18 protein-coding genes are annotated in these 22,249 nt (G+C 62.7%); 6 read left to right on the forward strand and 12 right to left on the reverse strand.

What is annotated here, in order from left to right:
- Positions 1-50 precede the first annotated feature (50 nt).
- Positions 51-947, forward strand: coding sequence for a LysR family transcriptional regulator (locus tag JET17_RS05990; RefSeq protein WP_012313097.1), 897 nt, complete (start codon positions 51-53; stop codon positions 945-947).
- Positions 948-949: 2 nt separating this feature from the next.
- On the opposite strand, the gene JET17_RS05995 is transcribed toward JET17_RS05990, so the two are convergent.
- The 10 genes from JET17_RS05995 to JET17_RS06040 form a co-directional block, all read right to left on the reverse strand.
- A complete protein-coding gene (locus tag JET17_RS05995; protein WP_012313098.1) occupies positions 950-1,867 on the reverse strand; it encodes an aldose 1-epimerase in 918 nt (305 codons plus the stop codon).
- A gap of 24 nt (positions 1,868-1,891) precedes the next feature.
- Positions 1,892-2,812: an EamA family transporter gene (locus JET17_RS06000; RefSeq protein WP_012313099.1), complete on the reverse strand. Its 921-nt coding sequence runs from the start codon at positions 2,810-2,812 to the stop codon at positions 1,892-1,894.
- Positions 2,813-2,971: 159 nt separating this feature from the next.
- Complete coding sequence (locus JET17_RS06005) at positions 2,972-4,252, reverse strand: TRAP transporter large permease (RefSeq protein WP_012313100.1); 1,281 nt, start codon at positions 4,250-4,252, stop codon at positions 2,972-2,974.
- On the reverse strand, positions 4,253-4,780 hold the full coding sequence (locus JET17_RS06010; protein ID WP_012313101.1) for a TRAP transporter small permease: 528 nt from the start codon (positions 4,778-4,780) through the stop codon (positions 4,253-4,255).
- Between the two features lie 68 nt (positions 4,781-4,848).
- Positions 4,849-5,820, reverse strand: a complete 972-nt coding sequence (locus tag JET17_RS06015) for a TRAP transporter substrate-binding protein (RefSeq protein ID WP_012313102.1) — start codon at positions 5,818-5,820, stop codon at positions 4,849-4,851.
- A gap of 65 nt (positions 5,821-5,885) precedes the next feature.
- Positions 5,886-6,764, reverse strand: coding sequence for a glucurono-1,5-lactonase (locus JET17_RS06020; RefSeq protein WP_012313103.1), 879 nt, complete (start codon positions 6,762-6,764; stop codon positions 5,886-5,888).
- 26 nt (positions 6,765-6,790) lie between these two features.
- Positions 6,791-7,597 (reverse strand): NAD-dependent epimerase/dehydratase family protein, encoded by an 807-nt coding sequence (locus tag JET17_RS06025; RefSeq protein WP_012313104.1) that lies wholly within the window; start codon positions 7,595-7,597, stop codon positions 6,791-6,793.
- Positions 7,598-7,880: 283 nt separating this feature from the next.
- Positions 7,881-9,119 (reverse strand): OprD family porin, encoded by a 1,239-nt coding sequence (locus JET17_RS06030; protein WP_012313105.1) that lies wholly within the window; start codon positions 9,117-9,119, stop codon positions 7,881-7,883.
- Positions 9,120-9,875: 756 nt separating this feature from the next.
- Positions 9,876-11,126, reverse strand: a complete 1,251-nt coding sequence (locus tag JET17_RS06035) for a ribonucleotide-diphosphate reductase subunit beta (RefSeq protein ID WP_012313106.1) — start codon at positions 11,124-11,126, stop codon at positions 9,876-9,878.
- Between the two features lie 577 nt (positions 11,127-11,703).
- Positions 11,704-14,583 carry a ribonucleoside-diphosphate reductase subunit alpha gene (locus JET17_RS06040; protein WP_012313107.1) on the reverse strand — a complete coding sequence of 960 codons (2,880 nt, stop codon included), beginning with the start codon at positions 14,581-14,583 and terminating at the stop codon, positions 11,704-11,706.
- Positions 14,584-15,263: 680 nt separating this feature from the next.
- On the opposite strand from JET17_RS06040, the gene JET17_RS06045 reads away from it, so the two are divergent.
- Together JET17_RS06045 and JET17_RS06050 are read left to right on the forward strand one after the other, a co-directional pair.
- Positions 15,264-15,962 carry a response regulator transcription factor gene (locus JET17_RS06045; protein ID WP_012313108.1) on the forward strand — a complete coding sequence of 233 codons (699 nt, stop codon included), beginning with the start codon at positions 15,264-15,266 and terminating at the stop codon, positions 15,960-15,962.
- Complete coding sequence (locus JET17_RS06050) at positions 15,959-17,566, forward strand: ATP-binding protein (protein ID WP_012313109.1); 1,608 nt, start codon at positions 15,959-15,961, stop codon at positions 17,564-17,566. Before JET17_RS06045 ends, JET17_RS06050 begins: the two co-directional genes overlap by 4 nt.
- 3 nt (positions 17,567-17,569) lie before the next feature.
- On the opposite strand, the gene JET17_RS06055 is transcribed toward JET17_RS06050, so the two are convergent.
- Complete coding sequence (locus tag JET17_RS06055) at positions 17,570-18,271, reverse strand: 4'-phosphopantetheinyl transferase family protein (protein WP_012313110.1); 702 nt, start codon at positions 18,269-18,271, stop codon at positions 17,570-17,572.
- 64 nt (positions 18,272-18,335) lie between these two features.
- Positions 18,336-19,127, reverse strand: coding sequence for a dienelactone hydrolase family protein (locus JET17_RS06060; protein ID WP_012313111.1), 792 nt, complete (start codon positions 19,125-19,127; stop codon positions 18,336-18,338).
- A gap of 129 nt (positions 19,128-19,256) precedes the next feature.
- Here JET17_RS06060 and JET17_RS06065 point away from each other — a divergent pair, with 129 nt between their 5' ends.
- The 3 genes from JET17_RS06065 (at position 19,257) to JET17_RS06075 (ending at position 22,032) form a co-directional block, all read left to right on the forward strand.
- The gene (locus JET17_RS06065) at positions 19,257-19,862 is read left to right on the forward strand and encodes an outer membrane beta-barrel protein (protein WP_012313112.1); all 606 of its coding nucleotides are present in this window, start codon (positions 19,257-19,259) and stop codon (positions 19,860-19,862) included.
- Between the two features lie 149 nt (positions 19,863-20,011).
- Positions 20,012-20,689, forward strand: a complete 678-nt coding sequence (locus JET17_RS06070; protein ID WP_012313113.1) for a response regulator — start codon at positions 20,012-20,014, stop codon at positions 20,687-20,689.
- Positions 20,686-22,032 (forward strand): ATP-binding protein, encoded by a 1,347-nt coding sequence (locus JET17_RS06075; RefSeq protein WP_012313114.1) that lies wholly within the window; start codon positions 20,686-20,688, stop codon positions 22,030-22,032. Before JET17_RS06070 ends, JET17_RS06075 begins: the two co-directional genes overlap by 4 nt.
- The last annotated feature ends 217 nt before the right edge of the window (positions 22,033-22,249 follow it).

The raw sequence follows: 22,249 nt of genomic DNA on the forward strand, positions 1-22,249 counted from the left end.
TTGCCTGCAGATGGCTGATAATCACTCGACCCCCGTACCCAGGAGCCGGCATGGACCAGATTCACCTGATGAAGGTGTTCGTCGCGGTAGGAGAGCTGGAAAGCTTCGCTGCTGCCGCCCGCCGTCTGGACATCTCGCCCGCTGCAGTGACCCGCGCTGTCAGCGCGCTTGAGGACATGCTCGGCGTCAAACTGCTGCTACGTACCACGCGCAGCGTGCGCCTGACCCAGGCGGGTGGCCGCTATCTTGAGGACACCCGCCACATCCTCGCCAGCATCTTTGAGGCCAACGAAGCCGCCGCCGGCATCAACGCCACGCCCAAAGGCGAGCTGGCCGTCACCGCGCCCATCCTGTTCGGCAAGAAATTCGTCATGCCGAGCATCGTGCGTTATCTGCAGCAGTACCCCGAGGTGGACGTATCCGCCTACTTCCTCGACCGCATCGTCAACTTGGTCGAGGAGGGCATGGACGTTGCCGTGCGTATTGGTCCGCTGCCTGACTCCGGCCTCAAGGCCCTGCGCGTGGGCAGGGTCAGGCGCATGCTCTGCGCCTCGCCGGAATACCTGGCACGCCAAGGCGTGCCGCAGCACCCCTCGGACTTGCCGGCGCATGCGGTGATAGCCACCACCAACCTCTCGCCGCGCGCCGGCTGGCGCTTCGGAGTGACGGACGAACCGACCATGGTGCGCATCAAACCCAGGCTCACCGTGACCAGCAACGACGGTGCGATCGCAGCGGCGCTGGGCGGGCTGGGGATTGCCCGGCTGCTGTCCTACCAAGTGGTGGACGAGATCGCCAGCGGGCAGTTGCAGGTGATCCTTGCCGACTATGAGGAAGCCCCATGGCCGATCCATGTGCTACACCGCGAAAGCAAGCACGGCTCGGCCAAGGTGCGCATGTTCGTCGACATGCTGGCGCATGAGCTGCGGGCCCAAGGGCTCGACTGAAGTCATCCTGCCTTCGGTTCGCCTGGTTGCGGTTGCTCGCTGACAACCGTCTGGATCGCCTGGTACTCCAGGCTGAACCCCAGGCTCATTGCTTCACCCTGGCGCAACAAGCGCAAACCCGGTTGCCCCGGCAGGTGATGGGCATTGATCGGATGGCTGACCGGTTCAAAGCAGAAGAACGGCTTGTCCTGGGGGCAGAACAGCAGGAAATGCTCGGCACCGCTGGCGCTGCATGCCAGGCGATAACCGGCGCTGGGCTGTTCGATCACGCAGTTCCCGGCCCACCCGCCGAACGCATGGTCGACCACGGTGCTCGGTAGGCAGGCCGGCGCATCGAAGCGCCAGTCTTGAGGCACCGCTGCCGTGTACGACGGCAACCGTCCATCTTCGGCCAGCCACACATGCTGCGCTGCTGCCTGCAAGCGGGTGTCAGGGTAGCGCGGGAAGTAAGGATGCAACCCCAGTCCGTACCAGGTAGCGGGCTCATCCAGATGCGTTACATGCAGGTCAAGCCTCAGGCAGCCTTCATGCAAATGCACATCCAGTACCGCCCGATAGGCGAACGGCACGCTGCTCTGGAGTGTCAGCCTTGCACTTCGCTCACTGTGATGGGCCACCTGCCAGGCCTGCTGCCAGGCGGTGCCATGAATCGGATACGGGTCGTGTGCGGTGTTGGGCGTCAGGGCCAGCCAACCCTCGGGCCTTGCAAAACCACCCTCGGCAATACGGTTGGACCAGGGCGCCAACGGGTAGCACCCCAGCTGGCGCGGTGTACCGCTGGCCAGCGCTGCCTGATCGGTATGGCGCAGCAGCGCCTGCCCGGTCGCCTTCACTTCCCAGTTGATCAGGCTGGCGCCCAGCTCGGGCGCCAGGGTCAGGCGGGTCAGGCGGTCTTGCAGCTGCAGTTCGGTGACAGCCATCAGCGGCTCCTTTCACAAAGCGGGTCAGCTGGCCCGACGGTAGGTCAGCAGCACGATGCCGCACACCACCACGGCGGCGCCGATCAATTGCCAGGTGCCCAGGCGCTGGTCCAGCAACGCCCAGCCCAGCAGCAACGTGGCGATCGGCTCGATATTCATCACTGGCGCGTTCTGCGCCATGTTCAGCCGTGGCACGCAGACGAACAGCAAGGTGAAGGCCACGCCATACAGCACTACCAGGCTGGCCAAGGCTGCCCAGCCGCTGGCGCTGGCCGGCAGCGACAACCCTGATGGCATCACTCCGCTGGCCCCCGCCACCAGCATGCTGGCGAACACGATCAGCAGGGTCAGCAAGCTGCGCACCGGGCCGCGAACGGCAGCCAGTTTGTGGTCGGTGATCCACAACGCACAGGCGAACACGCAGGCGGCGCAGAACGAAAGGCCCACGCCCAGTAACCAGTGCGGGTTGGCCTCACCGTTATCGGCCAGGCGCCCAGGCACATCCAGCGCCAGCACCAGGCCACACAGGATCAGCCCCATGAACAGCACGGTGCGGCCGGTCGGACGAGCGCCACCCAGTGCCCAGGTGAGCAGCGCCAGCAGCATCGGAAAGGTGTTGCCTACCAGCAGCGCCAAGGCGACCGGAATGCGCGCCACGGCCGAGTACAGGCACAGGCTCTGGGTGGCGATCAGCAGGCCCAGCAGCAGTTGCCAGTGCCGTGTGCCAGCCGGCAGGCTCAACGGCTGGCGCTGCCACAGCACCAGGCTGGCCAGCACCAGGAAGGTGATGCCGGAACGACAGAGGATGGCCAACAGTACGCCGGTGTCGTCATCGAAGGCGATGCGCGCGGCAATGTGGTTGCCGGCGAACGAGCAGGCCAGCAGCGCCAGTAGCGCGACCGCCAGCTTGCGCGGGAAAAGGGAGACAGAAGCAGCGACAGCCATGTGCATGATCCATTTGCAGGTGTGTTCAGGGGGCTGTTGCGCAGCCCAGCGCTGGCAAGCCAGCTCCCACAGGTTTGGCATTGGCCTTCGGATTGGCGCTGTCCCTGTGGCAACCGGCTTGCCGGCGATGGGCCGCACAGCGGCCCCGGATGAGCGCTGTTACAGCACGACGCTCGGCAGCCACAGCGAGATGGCCGGAATGTAGGTGACCGCAATGAGCACCAGGAACAGCGCCAGGTAGAACGGCAGCAGCGCCTTCACCGTCGATTCGATGCTCACCTTGCCGATGGCCGAGCCGACGAACAGCACCGCACCCACCGGTGGGGTGATCAACCCGATACCCAGGTTCACCAGCATGATCATGCCGAAGTGCACCGGGTCCACACCTATGCCGGTGATCACTGGCAGCAGGATCGGCGTCAGGATCAGGATCAGCGGTGCCATGTCCATCACCGTGCCCAGCAGCAACAGCATGAAGTTGATGCACATCAGGATCACGTAGCGGTTGTCCGACAGGGTCAGGAACACTGTGGTGATCTTCGACGGGATCTGCATCAGCGTCATCACGTAGCCGAAGCTGGCGGCAAAGCCGATCAGGATCATCACGATCGAGATGGTCCGTACCGTACGGTGCATCAGCTTGGGCAGGTCCCGCCACTTGTAGTCACGGTAAATGAACATGGTCACGAAGAACGACCAGACCACTGCCACGGCAGCTGACTCGGTGGCGGTGAACACGCCCGAGAGAATACCGCCGAGGATGATGACCATCGCCATCAGGCCCCACAGTGCTTCGCCGGCGATCTTCAACGCTTGACGCAGCGGGATCACTTCACCTTTGGGGTAGTTGCGTTTCTTGGCGAAAATCAGGCACAGGCCCATCATCACCGCGCTCAGCAGCAAGCCGGGCATGATCCCCGCAATGAACAGCGAGCCGATCGACACTGTGCCGCCCGCCGCCAGCGAGTACAGCACCGAGTTGTGGCTGGGTGGTGTGAGCAGTGCCTGCACCGAGCCGCTGACGGTCACTGCCGTGGAGAACTCGCGCGGGTAGCCCTTGCGCTCCATCTCGGGGATCAGTACCGAGCCTACAGACGCGGTGTCAGCCACCGACGAGCCGGAAATGGCGCCGAAGAAGGTCGAGGCCATGATATTGACCAGCGACAACCCGCCCCGTACGAAGCCCACCAGTACCCCGGCGAAGGCCACCAACCGCCGTGACATGCCACCTTCGGCCATGATTGCGCCAGCCAGCACGAAGAACGGAATGGCCAGCAGTGAAAACTTGTTAACCCCACTGGCGATCTGAATCATCATCGCCTGCAGCGGAATGTCGATCCACCAGGCGCCGATCAGCGCCGACAGGCCCAGGGCGAAGGCCACCGGCATACCGATCAGGATGAGCACGATGAAACTGCCCAACAGAATGAACGCATCCATTTACGCAGCTCCTTCGTTTTCTTCCGCCAGATCGTAACGAACCGCCTTGCGGTTGCTCTGATCGCCCAGCAGGAGTTTTTCCAGTACAAAAATCAGTGTCAGCACGCCACCGACCGGGATCGGCGCGTAGGTCATGCCCACCCGTACCCCAGGCAAAGAAGCCAGCGACTGGTTCCACGTGGTGATACACAGCTTGATGCCGTAGTAAGTCATGAACACGCACACCAGGACCATCAGCAGCTGCACCAGCAGTGCAACCAGTTGGCGCTGCAGCGGTGGCAAGCGGTCGGTGATCATCCCCACCGCCATGTGCGCGCCGGCCCGGTAGCTGGCGGCGGCACCGACGAAGGTGAACACCACCATCAGCAGGATCGACACCGGCTCAGGCCAGTTGGAGCCCGTACCCAGCACGTAGCGTGCAAAGATGCCCCAGGGAATGATCAGCGACATGGCCAGGATCGACAGGCCGGCGACCCAGATGCAGCTGCGGTAGAGCGTGTCGTTCACGCTAAGGAAAAGCGATTTCATAGGCATCACCAAAGCGGCAGGGCGGCGGGCGCCGCACTGCCGAGGTCAAACTTGGAAGGGGGCCGGTATTACTGGACGGCGTCGATACGCTTCATCAGGTCCGCGTACGGCGCACCGTACTTCTCGCGTACCGAAGCGGTAGCCTCGAAGAACGGTTTCTTGTCGACGCTGATGAACTCCACGCCAGCGGCCTTGAGCTTCTCTTCGCTGGCGGCAGTCTTGGCATCCCACAGCGCGCGCTCTTCCATCTGCGCTTCGCGCGCGACCTTTTTCACCAGCGCCTGCTGCTCAGGCGTGAGCTTGTTCCAAGTGGTCTTGGACATCACCACCGGCTCCGGCAGGATCAGGTGGCCGGTGAGGGTGAAGTACTTGGCGCTCTGGTAGTGGTTGTGCTCGAGCAGTGTTGGCGGGTTGTTTTCGGCGCCGTCGATCACCCCTGTCTGCAGGGCGCTGAAGATCTCGCCGGTATCCATGGCGATGCCGTTGCCGCCCATGGCATTCATCATGTCGATGAACAGCGGGTTGCCCTGCACGCGGATCTTCATGCCCTTGAGGTCTTCCAGGCTGCGCACCGGCTTCTTGGTGTAGATGCTGCGCGAGCCGCCGTCCATCCACGCCAGGGCTACCAGGTTGAATTCGGAGTTGGTGATCTTGTCGAGGATCTCCTGGCCGATATCGCCGTCGATGATCTTGCGCATGTGGTCATGGTCGCGGAACACGAACGGCATGTTGAACACGTTCACGTCCGGCACCACCGGGCCCACGATCCCCAGGCTGACGCGGGTCATCTGCACGGCACCGATCTGCGCCTGCTCGATGACTTCCTTTTCCGAGCCCAGGACGCCGCCGGGGAACATCTTGAAGGTGATCTCGCCATTGCTGGCGGCTTCGATCTTCTTGCCCATGTTCTGCTCGGCGACCACGGTCGGGTAGCCGGCCGGGTGGATCTCGGCGAATTTGATATCCAGCGCATGGGCTGGCAGGGAGAGGCTGAAGGCGAACGGGAGTGCAGCAAGAAGCAGCTTGCGTTTGAAAGTCATGATGAAACTCCGTGGTTTTTATTATCCGGTTTCGGGCGTACGAGTGTGGTTGGCAGTACGGGTGTTCAGCCCCGGCAGGCAGGTTCCTCCAGGCCTTTGACGCCGAGTTCGAAGGCAAATACCCCACCAGCCAGCGGCTGGTCGCAGAGGTCGATGCCTGCGGGGCGGATCGAGGTGACGAACAAGGTGTCCAGGTTGGCGCCGCCGAAGGCGCACATCGCCGGCTTTTTCACCGGCACGTTGAGTGAGCGGTCAAGGCGGCCATCCGGCGTGAACCGGTGTATCTGACCGGCATCGTTGCCGCAGATCCAGTAGCAGCCGTCCTGGTCGATGGCAGCGCCGTCCGGGCGACCGGGGAAGGCGCGCATATCGACGAACAGCCGCTTGTTGTGGGGTATGCCACTGTCGATGTCGTAGTCGAACACCCAGATCTTCTGCACGTCGGGGTGCGAGTCCGACAGGTACATGCGTGTGCCGTCGGGGCTGAAGGCCAGGCCATTGGGCACGATCATGCCGTCCTGCTGCAGGTGTAACTGGCCCTCGCCGTCATGCCGGTACAGCGCGCCGACCGTGGCGCCTTGCTGCATGTCCATCAACATGGTGCCGGCCCAGAAGCGGCCCTGGCGATCACAGCGCCCATCGTTGAAACGCATGCCGCTCTGGGCATGGTCGACGGTGCTGAGCAAGTGGCTGGCAAGGCTGCCATCGGCCCTGGTTTCAAGCTGGAAGATGCCGCTTTCCATGCCGGCGATCCAGCCCCGCTCAGTGCGCGCGATGCAGGCGAGCATCTCGTCGCCTTGCCAGGTCTGATGGTCACCATCAGGCTGCCAGCGATGCAGCTGGCGTGCAGGAATGTCGACCCAGTACAGGGCTTGTTCGGTGGGGTGCCACACGGGGCTTTCGCCGGTGCCGTTGCGGGCGTCGACGATCAGTTCGCAGTTCATGGCCGGGCCTCCTGGAGCACTGGGGATCAGTTGAACGGTCCGGCAACGGCGAAGGCGCCGCCCTGATAGACCATGCTCGGGTCATCGGCGGCAGGTGCCGGCTGGGCCTCTACCACTTCGCGAAACACCTCGGAGGTGTCTTTAGGCACGTAGCCCAAGTGCGCGGCATAGCGGTTGTCCCACCATACGGTGCGGTTGTCGGAGGCGCCGTAGACAATGGTGTGGCCCACGTTTGGGGTGTTCAGCCCACGTTCGATGAGCTGGACCAGGTCGTCGTAGCTCAGCCAGGTGCACAACATGCGTGGGTTCTGTGGCTGGGGGAAGGACGAGCCAATGCGGATGCTGACGGTCTCGATGCCATAGCGGTCGAAGTAAAAGCTGGCCATATCCTCGCCGTAGCATTTGGACAACCCGTAGTAGCTGTCGGGCCGGCGTGGAGCGTGAGCGTCAATGCGCTCGTCCTGGCGGTAGAAACCGATGGTGTGGTTGGAGCTGGCGAAGATGATGCGCTTGACCCCATGCTTGCGCGCCGCCTCGTAAACGTGGAACACACCGCAAATGTTAGGGCCGAGGATGTCCTCGAAGGAGTGCTCGGTGGATACGCCGCCGAAATGGAGGATGGCGTCGACGCCTTCTACCAGTGCGTGGACGGCGGCCTTGTCGGCCAGGTCGCAGGTCACGACCTCTTCATGCGGACCCGCGGCAGGTGCCATCGGGCTGATATCGGAAAGGCGCAGGACCTCGGCGTAGCCTTGCAGGCGTTCGCGAAGGACCTTGCCCAGGCCGCCTGCAGCTCCGGTGAGCAGCAGGCGATTGAGGGGGGTAGTGGTCATGGCCGGCTCTATTTGTTAATTGTTGTAGGTTGTCGTATGACTGCGTTGATTATTGGCAGTGGGGTTGGCAGTTGTCAATGAGGCGTGTGCGGCTTTCGCCTGGTTTGGTGGTCAACTGTAGGAGCGGCCATGTGTCGCGAAAGGGGCGCGCAGCGGCCCCAAGAACTTCGCAGGCGGCCCCATTGCCGGGGGCCGCTGCGCAGCCCTTTCGCGACACAAGGCCGCTCCTACACAAGGCAATTGCCACACAAGGCCGTTGCTCCAGGGAACGGCTCAGCCTGGGTTACAACAGCGACAGCGGGTAGTTGAAGATCAACCGGTTCTCATCGAATTCGTTGTTGCTGTAGTCGCGCCGAATCGACGAGTTGCGCCATTTGACGCTCAAATCCTTGAACGCCCCGCTCTGGATCACATAGGCCAGCTCCGTTTCCCGCACCCACTCCTTGCCGTCGGTCACCGCCCCGGTATGCACGTCCTGCCCGCTGATGTAGCGGTTCATCAGCGTCAGCCCCGGCACGCCAACGGTGACGAAGTTGAAGTCATGACGCACCTGCCAGGAGCGCTCATTGGCATTGTCGAAGCTGGAGTTGTAGCTGTCGTTGGCCAAGGTGCCGCCGCTGGTGCCGTTGACCCGCATCCAGGTATCGCCATCGACCTTCTGCAGGCCCACCCAGAACGTGTTGCCGCCATACTTGGCCGAGAACATCCCCGAATAGGTCTTGTTGTCCAGCTGCCCGGCCTTTTCGGAGCCGTCTTCGCCACCATGGAAGTAACCGAGGTTGGCGCCAAAGGTCCAGCTGCCGACCGGCTGGCTGTGGCTCAGTTGCAGGTACTGCTGCTCATAGACGTCCTTGAGCACTGCGTTCCACAGCCCGACCAGCGTGCGGTCCTGGTTGAACTTGTATTCGCCACCGACGAAGTTGAAACGGTCCGACAGGCCGCCGCCGTAGCTCATGTCGTCCATGCTGGCGTCGTTGCGCGGGCTGTTGCCGCGGAACTGCCCGCCGTACAGCGTCAGCCCGGCGATTTCGTTAGAGGTGACCTGCCCACCGCGGAAGGTCTGTGGCAACGAGCGGCCATCGTCGGAACGCAGGATCGGCAGCACCGGCATCCACTCGCCGACTTTCAGTTCAGTCTTGGAAATCCGCGCCTTGCCCGCCACAGCCAGGCGCCCGAAGTCATCCGCCGGCCGCCCATCGTCATGGCGCGGCAGCAGGGCAGTGCCATAGGTGCCGCCACCGCCATCGAGTTTCACCGACCACATCCCCAGCACATCCACGCCGAAGCCGATCGGCCCTTCGGTGAACCCAGAGCGTGCATCGAGGATGAAGCTTTGCGTCCACTCCTCGGCCTTGCTCTGCGGGTTACTGGGGTTGGTGAAGTTGCGGTTGATATAGAAGTTGCGCAGGCCAAGCGTGGCTTTGGAATCTTCGATGAAGCCTGCGGCCACGCTGGTGCCCGGCAAGCTCCCGATCATGCCGGCGCCCAGCAGGGCAAAGGGAAGGGTATGGCAGATTTTCATTATTGTTGTGCTCCACAAAAGGGTGCGGCAGCCCGTCCACCGGGCACGCGCAAGCGGCCTGCGGCAGGGGCGGGTGGGTACGGGCCGGTGAAGGCCGGGTAGGGTGAAACAGGGTTACGGCACTAGGTGGCCGTGCATGCTGGAATGAGGGGCGGCGAGAGGCTGGGGTGTAGCGCGATGGGGGTCGACATGGGGAGACTGTCCACTGATTGTTGTTTTTGTTATGTGTTGTCGTACAACGTCATCGGTTTTTATCAAGCGACGGTGGGGATGTCAACGCTTGCTGGCGCAATGAATTCGGGAAATGGCAGCCTTGACCAGCGCGTTTCAAGTAATAGCCGCTCTAGCTCGGGCATCAACATTTTCTTAAGGAGGTACTACGACTAAAGTCGCTTAGAGGCGTATGCTTCGACCACATTTTCCAGACGTCCCCGTGACATACGCTTGAGCCGCACCCACACTCCGTGGTGTAGGGCGCTGGGGAGTTCTAAGGGATGTGCGGTCAAATAGCTGTGCTTCTCCACGCTGGAGTACCGGCTTCGATTTTGCTCAGGTAGCTGTCGACAGGCCGGAGGCTGATGCCAGTCAGTTAGCGTATCAGGGCTGCTGTGCAGCCCATCGCCGGCAACCCAGCTTCCACAGATCCAGCGCAGACCTCAAGAACCGCGCATTCCCCAGGCTGCAATCTTTCGCAAGAGCTCTTAGTAAAAAAAAAGGCTGCCAATTGGCAGCCTTTTCCATGTTCAGCCCGGACAATCAGTCCCAGCTCAACGCCCCACCAGTCTGATACTCGATCACGCGGGTCTCGAAGAAGTTCTTCTCTTTCTTCAAGTCCATGATCTCGCTCATCCACGGGAACGGGTTGGTAGTCCCTGGGTACTCTTCCTTCAAACCAATCTGGGTCAAACGACGGTTGGCGATGAACTTGAGGTAGTCCTCCATCATCGCCGCGTTCATGCCCAGTACGCCGCGTGGCATGGTGTCACGGGCGTATTCGATCTCCAGCTGGGTCCCTTGCAGGATCATCTGGGTCGCTTCTTCCTTCATCGCCGCGTCCCACAGGTGCGGGTTTTCGATCTTGATCTGGTTGATCACGTCGATACCGAAGTTCAGGTGCATCGACTCGTCACGCAGGATGTACTGGAACTGCTCTGCTACGCCGGTCATCTTGTTGCGGCGGCCCATGGACAGGATCTGGGTGAAGCCGCAATAGAAGAAGATGCCTTCCAGCACGCAGTAGTAGGCGATCAGGTTGCGCAGCAGCTCTTTGTCGGTTTCGACGGTGCCGGTGTTGAACTCCGGGTCGGAGATGGCGCGGGTGTACTTCAGGCCCCAGGCGGCTTTCTTCGCGACCGACGGGATCTCGTGGTACATGTTGAAGATCTCGCCTTCATCCATGCCCAGCGATTCGATGCAGTACTGGTAGGCGTGGGTGTGGATCGCCTCTTCGAACGCCTGGCGCAGGATGTACTGGCGGCACTCCGGGTTGGTGATCAGGCGGTACACGGCCAGGGCCAGGTTGTTGGCAACCAGCGAGTCGGCGGTGGAGAAGAAGCCGAGGTTGCGCATCACGATGCGGCGCTCGTCTTCGGTCAGGCCGTCCTGGCTCTTCCACAGGGCGATGTCGGCGGTCATGTTGACCTCTTGCGGCATCCAGTGGTTGGCGCAGCCGTCGAGGTACTTCTGCCAGGCCCAGTCGTACTTGAACGGCACCAGCTGGTTGAGGTCGGCGCGGCAGTTGATCATGCGCTTTTCGTCAACGGCGACGCGGGCCGAGGAGCCTTCCAGCTCGGCCAGGCCTTCGGCGATGTCTAGGGCGTCCAGCGCGGCCTTGGCGCGCTTCACTGCGTCGGAGTCGGCGGCGGTGGCAGCACGGGCTTCCAGGGCGGCGGCACCGCCGGCGCTGTCGAGCTTGTCGAGTGTGGCGGCGGCGTTGGCCTGCGCAGGGGTGTTGCCTTTGGCGGCTACTTCGCCGTCTTCTTTGTCGAATTCGTCCCAGCTCAGCATGGTTTGGCTCCTGCTTGAGGGTCGCCCTGGGGCAACCGGTTGGATTTTAAAAATGTGATGCCTGACGCAAGGCCGTAACGGCGAATGGACAGCTCGAGAGGCTGACTCTCGTTACATCTGGATTCGTGCCTGGCCAGGCCTCGGGGAGGGGCCAGGGACTTGAATAGGTGCCCTTTTCAGAGGGGGCGGAGTATACCGGAATTCGCTTTCGATCGGGGTGCGCGTCTTGCGGGCGAGGGTAATTTTTCGACCGGTTTTACGCGCGTCCGTTCACGGTATCTCGTGTCGTCTTTTACGGGAAGGGAGTTTAGCGGCAAATAGCGCGAGGCACTACATGTTGTGGTTTTTTATTTTATCGATACATGATGTTGGGTTGGCGCGATTTTTGTAGGAGCGGCCTTGTGTCGCGAAAGGGCCGCAAGGCGGCCCCTGGAATCCAATATTTTTACAAGGATTCCGGGACTGCTTTGCAGCCCCTTCGCGACACAAGGCCGCTCCTACAAAAGCTGCGCTTGCGCAGATAAGAAAATGCCGCGAGGAGCACCCGTTGGGGCACCCCTTGCGGCATCAGCAGGCCTTACTGGCAGGCTTCGCAGTCCGGCTCGTCGATCGCGCAAGCCTTCGGCACTGGCGCCGGGCCTGCGGCCTGGGCCGGGGCGCTGTCGCCGCCGCTGGAAACGGCGTTGAGCTTGCCGGTGTTGATGGTCGACTTCTCGGTGCTGGTCGCGGCCAGGGCACGGAGGTAGTAGGTGGTTTTCAGGCCACGGTACCAGGCCATGCGGTAGGTCACGTCCAGCTTCTTGCCCGAAGCGCCGGCGATGTACAGGTTCAGCGACTGCGCCTGGTCGATCCACTTCTGGCGACGGGAGGCGGCATCGACGATCCACTTGGTCTCGACTTCGAACGCGGTGGCGTACAGGTCTTTGAGTTCCTGCGGAATACGCTCGATCTGCTGCACCGAACCGTCGTAGTACTTCAGGTCGTTGATCATGACCGAGTCCCACAGGCCGCGGGCTTTCAGGTCGCGGACCAGGTACGGGTTGATCACGGTGAACTCGCCCGACAGGTTCGATTTCACGTACAGGTTCTGGTAGGTCGGCTCGATGGACTGCGACACGCCGGTAATGTTGGCGATGGTCGCGGTCGGCGCGATGGCCATGATGTTCGAGTTACGGATGCCTTTCTGTACGCGGGCCCGTACCGGCGCCCAGTCCAGGGTTTCTTCCAGGTTGACGTCGATGTACTTCTGGCCACGGGCCTCGATCAGGATCTGTTGCGAATCCAGCGGCAGGATGCCTTTGGACCACAGCGAACCCTGGAAGGTCTCGTACGCGCCACGCTCATCGGCCAGGTCGCAGGACGCCTGGATCGCGAAGTAGCTGACCGCTTCCATCGACTTGTCGGCGAACTCGACGGCAGCGTCGGAGCCGTACGGGATGTGCTGCAGGTACAGCGCGTCCTGGAAGCCCATGATGCCCAGGCCGACCGGGCGGTGCTTGAAGTTCGAGTTGCGCGCTTGCGGCACCGAGTAGTAGTTGATGTCGATCACGTTGTCGAGCATGCGCACGGCGGTGTTCACGGTGCGTTGCAGCTTGGCGGTGTCCAGCTTGCCGTCGACAATGTGGTTCGGCAGGTTGATCGAGCCCAGGTTGCAGACCGCGATCTCGTCCTTGTTGGTGTTCAGGGTGATCTCGGTGCACAGGTTCGAGCTGTGGACCACGCCCACGTGCTGCTGCGGCGAGCGCAGGTTGCACGGGTCCTTGAAGGTCAGCCATGGGTGGCCGGTCTCGAACAGCATCGACAGCATCTTGCGCCACAGGTCTTTGGCCTGGATGGTCTTGAACACCTTGATCTTGTTGTACTCGGTCAGGGCTTCGTAGTACTCGTAGCGCTCTTCGAAGGCCTTGCCGGTCAGGTCGTGCAGGTCTGGCACTTCCGATGGCGAGAACAGGGTCCACTTGCCGTCATCGAAGACGCGCTTCATGAACAGGTCAGGGATCCAGTTGGCGGTGTTCATGTCGTGGGTACGACGACGGTCATCACCGGTGTTCTTGCGCAGCTCGATGAATTCTTCGATGTCCAGGTGCCAGGTTTCCAGGTAGGCGCAGACAGCGCCTTTGCGCTTGCCACCCTGGTTCACGGCGACAGCGGTGTCGTTGACCACTTTCAGGAAGGGTACGACACCCTGGGATTTGCCGTTGGTGCCTTTGATGTAGGAGCCCAGTGCGCGCACAGGAGTCCAGTCGTTGCCCAGGCCACCGGCGAATTTCGACAGCATGGCGTTGTCGTGGATCGCGTGATAGATGCCCGAAAGGTCGTCCGGCACGGTGGTCAGGTAGCAGCTCGACAGCTGCGGGCGCAGGGTGCCGGCGTTGAACAAGGTCGGGGTCGAGGCCATGTAGTCGAAGGACGACAACAGGTTGTAGAACTCGATCGCACGGGCTTCCTTGTCTTTCTCTTCCAGCGCCAGGCCCATGGCCACACGCATGAAGAACACCTGCGGTAGTTCGAAGCGTACGCCATCCTTATGGATGAAGTAGCGGTCGTACAGGGTCTGCAGGCCCAGGTAGGTGAACTGCTGGTCGCGCTCGTGGTTGATCGCCTTGCCCAGTTTTTCCAGGTCGAAGTCGGCCAGGGCCGGGTTCAGCAGCTCGAATTCGACACCCTTGGCGATGTAGGCCGGCAGGGCCTTGGCGTACAGGTCGGCCATCTCGTGGTGGGTGGCGCTGTCGGCAACGTTCAGGAAGCCCAGGCCTTCGGCACGCAGGGTGTCCATCAGCAGGCGGGCAGTGACGAACGAGTAGTTCGGCTCGCGCTCTACCAGGGTACGGGCAGTCATCACCAGGGCGGTGTTGACGTCCTTGATGGCCACGCCGTCGTACAGGTTCTTCAGGGTTTCGCGCTGGATCAGGTCGCCATCGACTTCGGCCAGGCCTTCGCAGGCTTCGCTGATGATGGTGTTCAGGCGCGCCATGTCCAGCGGCGCCAGGCTGCCGTCGGCCAGGGTGATGCGGATGCTTGGGTGCGGCTCGACTGCGGCGTCGGTGTTGGCGCGGGTAGCGCGCTCTTTGGCACGCTGGTCGCGGTAGATCACGTAGTCACGGGCGACTTTCTGCTCGCCGGCACGCATCAGGGCCAGTTCGACCTGGTCCTGGATTTCTTCGATGTGAATGGTGCCACCCGATGGCATGCGACGCTTGAACGTGGCGGTGACCTGCTCGGTCAGGCGCGCGACGGTGTCGTGGATGCGCGACGAGGCAGCGGCGGTGCCACCTTCAACTGCGAGGAACGCCTTGGTGATGGCCACGGTGATCTTGTCGTCGGTGTAAGGGACGACAGTGCCGTTGCGCTTGATCACGCGCAGCTGGCCCGGAGCGGTCGCGGCCAGATCCTGGTTGGAATCGGCGGCCTGCGGCGCCAAAGCCTGCGGGTTCTCGCGAGTTGTGTCGGTTTGCATGGGTGGGTGTCTCCACAGTTTCTATATGTTCAGGCGCCTTTTGGGCGCCCACCGTTCCGTCCACTTGTTCGACGGCCCTGGCGGGGATGCGTCATGCGCGCGCATCCGCCCGCTCGGGCGTACCGACTTCGGGACAGACTCAGGAATAAGGGGCAAAGAACATGCCGCTCCCTGGCCGAAGTCAAAGGCTATGGGGCTAGCCCAAAAGCTGTTGCTCTCCATCTCCGCTGGAGCGGTTTGGTTGTTGAAACCACAATAAGTTCAGGCAGAAAAATCGCTTGAATTTGTCTGCTGACTCATGCTTGGCGTTGGTGTGTGAAACCCAACATCTAGTGGTTCGCTGCGCTGGGGATACAAGATAATGCGGTATCGGGGGCTTTGCAAGGCGAGCGCCTGTGGATAAGTTGTGCGTACTTTGTGAGTGAATAGTGGGTATTGGCTGTAGGCCTTGTACCAAGTGGTTTGCAGTATTTTTCTGCGGCTCGTTGCCCCGGTGCAGATTTTTCAGGGCGCGAACCCTAGCACAAAAAACGGTTCAGTCCAGGGGTGTTTCCGGTGATGTTGGCAGTGCCGGGCGCGGGACGTAGTATCGGCAGGGGATGTTGCCTTTTGGTTAAGATGGCAATGCCGGCAATGGGGCCGGAACAGGCAACGCAAAAACAACAATCAAGGCAAACGCCATGGACCAACCCGTACCCCGCATCCTGATCGTCGAAGACGACCAGCGCCTCGCCGAGCTTACGGCTGAATACTTGCAGGCCAACGGTTTCGATGTGGCAGTGGAGGGCGATGGTGCGCGCGCCGCCCGGCGTATCGTCGACAGCCAGCCAGACATGGTCATCCTCGACCTGATGCTGCCCGGTGAAGACGGCCTGAGCATCTGCCGCCGCGTACGTGGCCAGTACGCAGGGCCCATCCTCATGCTCACTGCCCGCAGCGACGAGCTCGACCAGGTCCAGGGCCTGGACCTTGGCGCTGACGATTACGTGTGCAAGCCGGTGCGCCCACGCTTGCTGTTGGCACGCATCCAGGCCCTGCTGCGGCGCAGCGAGCCGGCACAAGGCAAAACCCAAGAGCTGGCCTTTGGTGCCCTGAGCATCGACAACCGCCTGCGCGAAGCCCGGCTCGGCGAACAGCTGATCGAACTTACCGGTGCCGAGTTCGACCTGCTCTGGCTGCTGGCCAGCAACGCCGGGCGGGTACTGTCGCGTGAGCAGATCTTCACCGCCTTGCGCGGTGTCGGTTACGACGGTCAGGACCGCTCCATCGACGTGCGCATCTCCAAGATCCGCCCCAAGATCGGCGACGATCCGATCCACCCCCGTCTTATCAAGACCCTGCGCAGCAAAGGCTACCTGTTCGTCGGCGATGCACCATGAACAACTCGATCTTCCTGCGCATTTACGGCGGCATGCTTGCGGTGCTGGTGCTGGTGGCCCTGCTTGGTGTGCTCAGCCTGCACCTGGTCAACGAAGTGCGCGCCGCCCAGCACCGCGAGCGCCTGGCCCAAGGCACGTTCAGCCTGATGGCTGACAACCTCGCTCAGCAGAATGAAACCGAACGCAAACGCTCGTTGTTGATGTGGGAGCGCTTGCTGGGCGTGCCGCTGGACTTGCTGCCCCTGTCGGCGCGCACCCTTGATGGCGGCCAGCGCGCGCGGCTCAATCGCGCCCTGGTGGTGGTGCAGAAAACCGGCCCGCACGCCGCCCAGGTGCTGCGCAAGGTGGGCCAGGAAAACCTGCTGCTGGTGGCCGAGGTCAAGCAGGTCAGCGAGCAGCTGGCGCGGGCCACGCTCTATTTGCTCGCTGATGAACTGGTGCGTTACCCCGTCACTGAACAGCAACAGCGCCTGGCGCAGATCAGGCAGAGCAAGGGGTTCGGTTTTGGTATCGCCCTGCAGCGCCTGGAGCGGGTCGGCCTGGACGATGACCAGCGGCGCCGGGTTGAGGAGGGCGACACGGTCATGGCGCTGGGCAAGGATGGCGATTCGATCCGTGTGTTCGCAGGCTTGCCGGGCTCGCCCTGGGTGCTGGAGATTGGCCCGCTGTACCAGCTCAACCCCTACCCGCCGCAATTGCTGGTGTTGATCGCGTTCCTCGGCCTGTGCCTGATTGGCCTGGTGGTCTATCTGCTGGTGCGTCAGCTGGAGCGGCGGGTGTCTGGCCTGGAAATGGCCGCCACGCGCATCGCCCAGGGCAGCCTGGAAACCCGTGTGCCCGCCGGCGATGCCGATTCGGTGGGGCGCCTGGCGGCGGCGTTCAACGGCATGGCCGAACACCTGCAGCGTTCGTTGAACATGCAGCGCGAACTGGTGCGGGCGGTGTCCCATGAGCTGCGCACGCCGGTGGCCCGTTTGCGCTTTGGCCTGGAAATGATTGAAAGCGCGCCGAACGAACAGGCCCGGGCCAAGCACCTGGCGGGCATGGACGGCGATATCCAGGACCTGGACAAGCTGGTCGACGAGATGCTGACCTACGCCCGCTTGGAGCAGGGCGCGCCGGCCCTGCAGTTCCAGCGCGTCGACCTGGATGCCTTGCTTGACCGGGTGATCGAAGAGCTGGCCCCGCTCAATGCCGGCGTCAGGCTGGTGCGCGGTACCTGTGAGCTTCAGGATGGCGAAGATGCCTGGGTCGAGGCCGAGCCGCGCTATCTGCATCGGGCGCTGCAGAACCTGGTCAGCAATGCCTTGCGCCATGCCCGGACTGAAGTACGGCTGAGCTATCAGCTGGGCCAGCAGCGCTGCCGCATCGAAGTGGAAGATGACGGGCCGGGCATCCCCGAAGGTTACTGGGACCGTATCTTCACGCCGTTCACCCGGCTCGATGACAGCCGCACCCGGGCTTCGGGAGGGCATGGCCTGGGCCTGTCGATCGTGCGGCGCATCATCTACTGGCACGCCGGCCGGGCCACGGTAGGGCGCAGTGAAGCGCTGGGCGGTGCCTGCTTCAGCCTCAACTGGCCACGCGAGCAGGCGCCGCTGTAAGGCTTAGACGCTGACCAGGCTGAGCAGATGGCCGTCCTGCATGCAGAATTGGCCTTCCAGCTCGGCGCCATGGCGCCATTCTGGCGACAGGTCGATGAGCAGACGCAGGCGTGCCAGGCCTTCAGGTGACCACTGCAGTATCTCGGCGTGCTCGAAGTAAAAGCGCTGCCGGGTCAGTGGGTAGAGGGTCTTGAACAGGCTTTCCTTGAGTGAAAAGGTCAGGGTAACCGCCAGCCCCAACTGGCTGCGGTCCAGGCGCTCGAGCTCTGCCTGGGTGAGGATTTCGCCCATCAGCCGTTCGGCACGCTCGTCGTCGAGCAGTGCTTCCTGGTCCAGCCCCAGGCCGCGACAGCTGCCTTGCGCGGCAACCACGGCGGCGGCCCAGCCTTTGCCGTGGGTGATCGAACCGTGGATGCCCGGGGGCCAGATCGGTGAGCGGTCCTCATGGGTGCCGGGCACATGGTCGCTGCCATTCAGGCGTTGCAGCGCGGCGCGCGCGCACACCCGGCCGGCCAGATACTCGGCCTGGCGCTTGGCCACCGAGCGTTGCAGGCTGGGGCTGGGTTCGATACCGGCACGCTGGAAGTCGTCGGCGGCCAGGCGGCTGGGGTCGAAGGCGCAACTGACCAGCACCGCGCCGGGCAACGGGCGGGGCAGGGGCCAGTGGTGCTGGAGCGGGGCACAGCAGGAAGGCAATCTGTTCATGGCGGTATTGTGCCAGCCGATGTGGCTGTGTGGGAGATGGGCCGCGAAGCGGCCCCGGCAATCTTCAGTCGAATGCTTTCTTGAAGAACGCCTGCATGTCCGCCCACGAACTCTCGTCCGCGGCCTTGTTGTAGCCAATGTCCGGCCCACCATGGGCGCCGTGGCTCAAGCGGTCGGCATCCGGGTTGGTGAAGCCATGCTTGGCGCCGGCAATGCTGACGAACTGATAATTGACCTTGGCCGCATCCATTTCAGCCTTGAACGCGGCGACCTGCTCATCAGTGACCATGCTGTCCGCCGCACCGTGCTCCACCAGGATGTCGGCCCTTACCACGCCAGGCTTGGCCGGCGTCTGGGTGGCCAGCGCACCATGGAAGCTCACCACGCCGTCCAGCTTTTCGCCGCGCCGTGCCGCGTCCAGTACCACCTTGCCACCGAAGCAGTAACCTACGGCACCCAGTTTGTGCTTGTTGACGTTCGGCTGCTTTTTCAGCAATTCAAGGCCTGCGTCGAAGCGTGCGGCCGCCGCGGCCGGGTCCTTCAGCGCTTGGGCCATGAATGCCTGGGCATCCTGCGGGTGCTCGGTGTGCTTGCCGTCGCCGTACATGTCGATGGCCAGCGCTTTGTAGCCCAGTGCCGCGAGGTCACGGGCACGGCGCTTGGCGTAGTCGTTAAGCCCCCACCATTCATGCACCACGACAATGCCCGGGCGTTTGCCCTCCAGTGCATCGTCATAGGCGTAGTAGCCGACCAGGCGGTTGCCATCGTCGTCCTGGTAGGGGATCTCGCGGGTCACTACTGCCGCCTGGGCAAGAGCGGCGCTGCACATCAGGGTCAAAACCAGCAGGGCACGCATGTTCACTACTCCTTGTTTTGCAAACGTATCGTTCAGCCCAGGTTCAGCCAGGGTTCAGCCGCGGTTCAGGGCGTTCTGCTTACTCTAGCTTCCAGACCGAAACAGCGCATTCAACTGGAGTATAACGCCATGAAAACCTTCAATACCCTGCTGGCCGCCATGGCCGTCTGTGCCGCTGGCATCACCACCGCCCAGGCCGCCGACGACAACTTCGCCAGCCTGACCTACGGCCAGACCAGCGACAAGGTACGCAAGTCCGGGCTGCTGCAACGCAACACCGACCACCTGAACGCCGACGGCATCATCGGCAAGGATGACACCTGGGGCGTGCGCCTGGGCAAGATCAACGACCAGGGTCGCTACTACATGACCTACGACAATGTCTCGGGCGACCACAGCGGCCTGAAGCTGCGCCAGGAGAACCTGCTGGGCAGCTACGACCTGTTCCTGCCGGTAGGCGATACCACCAAACTGTTCGGTGGTGGCAGCCTGGGCATGACCAAGCTGACCCAGGACTCGCCAGGGGCCAGCCGTGATACCGACTATGGCTACGCAGTCGGCCTGCAGGCCGGCGTAATCCAGGAGATCACCGACCGAGCTTCGGTTGAGCTGGGTTACCGTTATCTGCGCACCAACGCAGCGACCGAGGTGGGGGCGAGCGGCGGGCCGAAAGAGGGTACCCTGCGCCTGACCAGCAGTGCTCAGACTTACCTGTCGGCGAACTACAAGTTCTGATCTGCGAGCCGAGTTATCCTCTACTGGCCTCATCGCCGGCAAGCCGTTTTCCACGGGGTCTCCACTGCTTTCAGGTGTGTGGAGTTCACTGTGGGAACCGGCTTGCCGGCGATGAGGCCGGTACAGCCAATACATGAAAGGAGCGTCACATGAAACTGCTGGTGGTCGAGGACGAAGCCCTGTTAAGGCACCACCTCTATACACGCCTGGGCGAAAGCGGCCATGTGGTCCAGGCTGTGGCTGACGCCGAAGAAGCGCTGTACCAGGCCGAGCAATTCCACTTCGACCTGGCCGTGATCGATCTCGGCCTGCCCGGCATGAGCGGCCTGGAGCTGATCGGCCGCCTGCGTACCCAGGCCAAGACCTTTCCCATTCTGATTCTCACCGCCCGCGGCAACTGGCAGGACAAGGTCGAAGGCCTGGCCGCCGGTGCCGACGATTACCTGGTCAAGCCGTTCCAGTTCGAAGAGCTTGAGGCACGCCTCAATGCCTTGCTGCGCCGCTCCAGCGGCTTCACCCAGTCGACCATCGCCGCCGGCCCCTTGGTGCTGGACCTCAACCGCAAGCAGGCGACCCTGGATGAGCAGCCGCTGGCGCTGACCGCCTACGAATACCGCATCCTTGAGTATCTGATGCGTCATCACCAGCAGGTGGTGGCCAAGGAGCGCCTGATGGAACAGTTGTATCCAGGCGATGAGGAGCGTGACCCCAACGTCATCGAGGTGCTGGTCGGTCGTCTGCGTCGCAAGCTCGAAGGTGCGCGCGGGTTCAAGCCGATCGACACTGTGCGTGGGCTCGGCTACCTGTTCACCGAGCGCTGCCGATGATTCGTTCGCTGCGGGTGCGCTTGATGCTCGCGGCAGCGGTGCTGGCAGTGCTGTTCATGCTGGCGCTGCTGCCCGCCCTGCAGAAGGCCTTCAGCCTGGCCTTGCAGGAATCGATCGAGCAGCGCCTGGCTTCTGACGTGACCACGCTGATTTCGTCGGCGCGCATCGAGCATGGCCAGCTGCAGATGCCCGCACTGCTGCCGGACGAGCGTTACAACCTGCCTTATACCGGTTTGCTCGGTTACATCTTCAACCGCGAAGGGAAGCTGGTCTGGCGTTCCCGGGCCACCGCCGACCAGCACATCAACTACCAGCCGCGCTACGATGGGCGCGGCAATGAGTTCGCCCGCATGCACCAGGATGACGGCGAGGAATTCTTTGTCTACGACGTCGAAATAAAGCTGCTGGGTGGCCAGAGCGCCGCCTACAGCATCGTTGCCCTGCAGCCGGTGCGTGAGTACCAGCAAACCCTCGATGGCCTGCGAGAAAAGCTCTACCTCGGCTTTGGTGCGGCCTTGCTGGCGTTGCTGGTGCTGCTTTGGGCCGGCCTGACCTGGGGCCTGCGTTCGTTGCGACGGCTGAGCCGCGAGCTGGACGAGGTGGAGGCCGGTGCGCGCGATGGGCTGAGTGCCGAGCACCCGCGTGAGCTGTTGCGCCTCACCGGCTCGCTCAACCGCCTGCTGCGCAGCGAGCGGGAACAGCGCCAGCGTTACCGTGACTCGCTGGGTGACCTGGCGCACAGCCTCAAGACCCCGCTGGCGGTGCTGCAGGGCTTGGGGGAGAGCATGCAGCAGCGTGTCAGCGAGCGCGAGCAGGCGCGGGTGCTGCAGAGCCAGATCGAGCGCATGAGCCAGCAGATCGACTACCAGTTGCAGCGTGCCAGCCTGCGCAAGAGTGGCCTGGTGCGCCACAGCGTGCAGTTGCTTCCGGTGCTGGACAGCCTGTGCAGCACCCTGGCCAAGGTGTACCGCGACAAGCGCGTCGAGGTGCTGCTTGAAGTGCCGGCGCAGGCGCAAGTGCCGATGGAGCAGGGCGCGCTGCTGGAGTTGTTGGGCAACCTCTTGGAAAACGCCTTCCGGCTGAGCCTGGGGCAGGTGCGGGTGAGCTTGCAGGAAGCTCCCGGGCGGCTGACGTTGTGCATCGAAGATGACGGGCCGGGTGTGCCGGCGGATCAGCGTGAGCGGATTCTCGAGCGGGGCGAGCGCCTGGACCGCCAGCATCCGGGGCAGGGGATTGGCCTTGCGGTGGTCAAAGATATCGTCGACAGCTATGACGCTGAACTGAGCCTGGGTGATTCGCCGCTGGGCGGGGCGGCATTCCGGATCACCTTTCACCTTGATTGATGTTCAGGCAGCTCCTGCCTCATCGCTCGCAACAAGCAGGGCGGATTCCCGCCAAGGTGCCTGTACAAATCCCGCCATCGGGCGGAAATCCGCCATCTTTCCTCAGGCAATTCGCCCTGTCGTTGGGCATTTCCCGCTAGCAAATACGGCCTTTGCACCCTTCATGGGCGTTTTGGCATCGCCCTTGCTATCTGACTTGGCAGAGGCCTGCCCAGGC

The organism is Pseudomonas putida, from assembly GCF_016406145.1.
Lineage (GTDB): Bacteria > Pseudomonadota > Gammaproteobacteria > Pseudomonadales > Pseudomonadaceae > Aquipseudomonas > Aquipseudomonas putida_E.

Coding starts and splice junctions, on each gene's coding strand:
- JET17_RS06005 (WP_012313100.1), bottom strand. CDS start 4,252: ATGGATGCGTTCATTCTGTTGGGCAGTTTCATCGTGCTCATCCTGATC.
- JET17_RS06060 (WP_012313111.1), bottom strand. CDS start 19,127: ATGCGTGCCCTGCTGGTTTTGACCCTGATGTGCAGCGCCGCTCTTGCC.
- JET17_RS06035 (WP_012313106.1), bottom strand. CDS start 11,126: ATGCTGAGCTGGGACGAATTCGACAAAGAAGACGGCGAAGTAGCCGCC.
- JET17_RS06025 (WP_012313104.1), bottom strand. CDS start 7,597: ATGACCACTACCCCCCTCAATCGCCTGCTGCTCACCGGAGCTGCAGGC.
- JET17_RS05990 (WP_012313097.1), top strand. CDS start 51: ATGGACCAGATTCACCTGATGAAGGTGTTCGTCGCGGTAGGAGAGCTG.
- JET17_RS06050 (WP_012313109.1), top strand. CDS start 15,959: ATGAACAACTCGATCTTCCTGCGCATTTACGGCGGCATGCTTGCGGTG.
- JET17_RS06015 (WP_012313102.1), bottom strand. CDS start 5,820: ATGACTTTCAAACGCAAGCTGCTTCTTGCTGCACTCCCGTTCGCCTTC.
- JET17_RS06075 (WP_012313114.1), top strand. CDS start 20,686: ATGATTCGTTCGCTGCGGGTGCGCTTGATGCTCGCGGCAGCGGTGCTG.
- JET17_RS06070 (WP_012313113.1), top strand. CDS start 20,012: ATGAAACTGCTGGTGGTCGAGGACGAAGCCCTGTTAAGGCACCACCTC.
- JET17_RS06000 (WP_012313099.1), bottom strand. CDS start 2,812: ATGGCTGTCGCTGCTTCTGTCTCCCTTTTCCCGCGCAAGCTGGCGGTC.
- JET17_RS06020 (WP_012313103.1), bottom strand. CDS start 6,764: ATGAACTGCGAACTGATCGTCGACGCCCGCAACGGCACCGGCGAAAGC.
- JET17_RS06010 (WP_012313101.1), bottom strand. CDS start 4,780: ATGAAATCGCTTTTCCTTAGCGTGAACGACACGCTCTACCGCAGCTGC.
- JET17_RS05995 (WP_012313098.1), bottom strand. CDS start 1,867: ATGGCTGTCACCGAACTGCAGCTGCAAGACCGCCTGACCCGCCTGACC.
- JET17_RS06030 (WP_012313105.1), bottom strand. CDS start 9,119: ATGAAAATCTGCCATACCCTTCCCTTTGCCCTGCTGGGCGCCGGCATG.
- JET17_RS06045 (WP_012313108.1), top strand. CDS start 15,264: ATGGACCAACCCGTACCCCGCATCCTGATCGTCGAAGACGACCAGCGC.
- JET17_RS06065 (WP_012313112.1), top strand. CDS start 19,257: ATGAAAACCTTCAATACCCTGCTGGCCGCCATGGCCGTCTGTGCCGCT.
- JET17_RS06040 (WP_012313107.1), bottom strand. CDS start 14,583: ATGCAAACCGACACAACTCGCGAGAACCCGCAGGCTTTGGCGCCGCAG.
- JET17_RS06055 (WP_012313110.1), bottom strand. CDS start 18,271: ATGAACAGATTGCCTTCCTGCTGTGCCCCGCTCCAGCACCACTGGCCC.